Here is a 1202-nt window from a genome sequence, read left to right as displayed (position 1 = left end):
CAGGCAGGTGCCGCCGAGGGTTTCACGGCCCTCCACGACCGCGACCTTGAGGCCCAGCTGGCCCGCGCGGATCGCCGCGTTGTAGCCGCCGGGGCCGCCGCCGATGATGATGACGTCGTATTGAGCCATTTGCTCTTCCAGTCCTTAGCAAAACGGCGAGGCGTGAAGCCCCGCCGTCGTTAGATGCGATCTGCCCAAAAAGGCCGAGCTTAGACGTCCAGCAGCAGGCGCTGCGGGTCTTCGATGGCTTCCTTGACGCGGACCAGGAAGGTCACGGCGCCCTGGCCGTCGACGACGCGGTGATCGTAGCTGAGCGCCAGGTACATCATCGGACGGATCACGACCTGACCGCCGATGGCCATCGGACGCTCCTGGATCTTGTGCATGCCCAGGATGCCCGATTGCGGGGCGTTGAGGATCGGGGTGGACATCAGCGAGCCGTAGACGCCGCCGTTCGAGATCGTGAAGGTCCCGCCCTGCAGGTCGTCCATGGCCAGGCCGCCGTCACGAGCCTTCTTGCCCAGGGCGCCGATGCCCTTTTCGATGCCGGCCAGCGACAGGCTGTCGGCTTCACGCAGCACCGGAACCACAAGACCCTTCTCGGTGCCGACGGCGACGCCGATGTCGTAGTGGTTCTTGTAGATGATGTCGGTGCCGTCGATCTCGGCGTTGACGTCCGGCACGTGCTTCAGGCCGTGGATCACCGCCTTCACGAAGAAGCTCATGAAGCCGAGCTTCACGCCGTGGCTCTTCTCGAAGCTGTCCTTGTATTGGTTACGCAGCGCCATCACCGCGCTCATGTCGACCTCGTTGAAGGTCGTCAGCATGGCGGCGTTGTTCTGGGCTTCCTTCAGGCGGCGCGCGATGGTCTGGCGCAGGCGGGTCATGCGGACCCGCTCTTCGCGTTCGTGGATTTCACGCGGCGCGCTCGGAGCGGCGGGCGCGGCCGGAGCGTTGGCGCGGGCTTCCAGGGCGGCGATGGCGTCGCCCTTGGTCACGCGGCCATCCTTGCCCGTGCCGGCGATGGCGGCGCCATCGAGATTGTTCTCGGCCACGATGCGCTGGGCCGAGGGGGCCAGGGGCGCGGCGGCGGCGGGAGCCGCCTTCGGAGCTTCAGCCTTGGGAGCCGGAGCCGGGGCCGGGGCCGGCGCTGCCGCCGGGGCGGCGGCGGGGGCCGGCTTGGCGCCGGCCGCGCCTTCGGC

At 68.4% G+C, this 1202-nt stretch carries 2 protein-coding genes; both read right to left on the bottom strand.

Translation table 11 applies throughout. The features are described 5' to 3' along the window. Positions 1–129: FAD-dependent oxidoreductase (locus tag Q7T84_RS02080; RefSeq protein WP_304805964.1), on the bottom strand; the 129-nt coding region annotated here is incomplete at its 3' end. Between the two features lie 80 nt (positions 130–209). Continuing rightward, a partial coding sequence (gene odhB, locus Q7T84_RS02075) for a 2-oxoglutarate dehydrogenase complex dihydrolipoyllysine-residue succinyltransferase (protein WP_304805963.1) occupies positions 210–1202 on the bottom strand: 993 nt, incomplete at its 5' end.

Origin of the sequence: Phenylobacterium sp., from assembly GCF_030654915.1 — a bacterium.
Taxonomy (GTDB): Bacteria; Pseudomonadota; Alphaproteobacteria; order Caulobacterales; family Caulobacteraceae; genus Phenylobacterium.
This window is presented reverse-complemented; position numbering and strand designations above follow the sequence as displayed.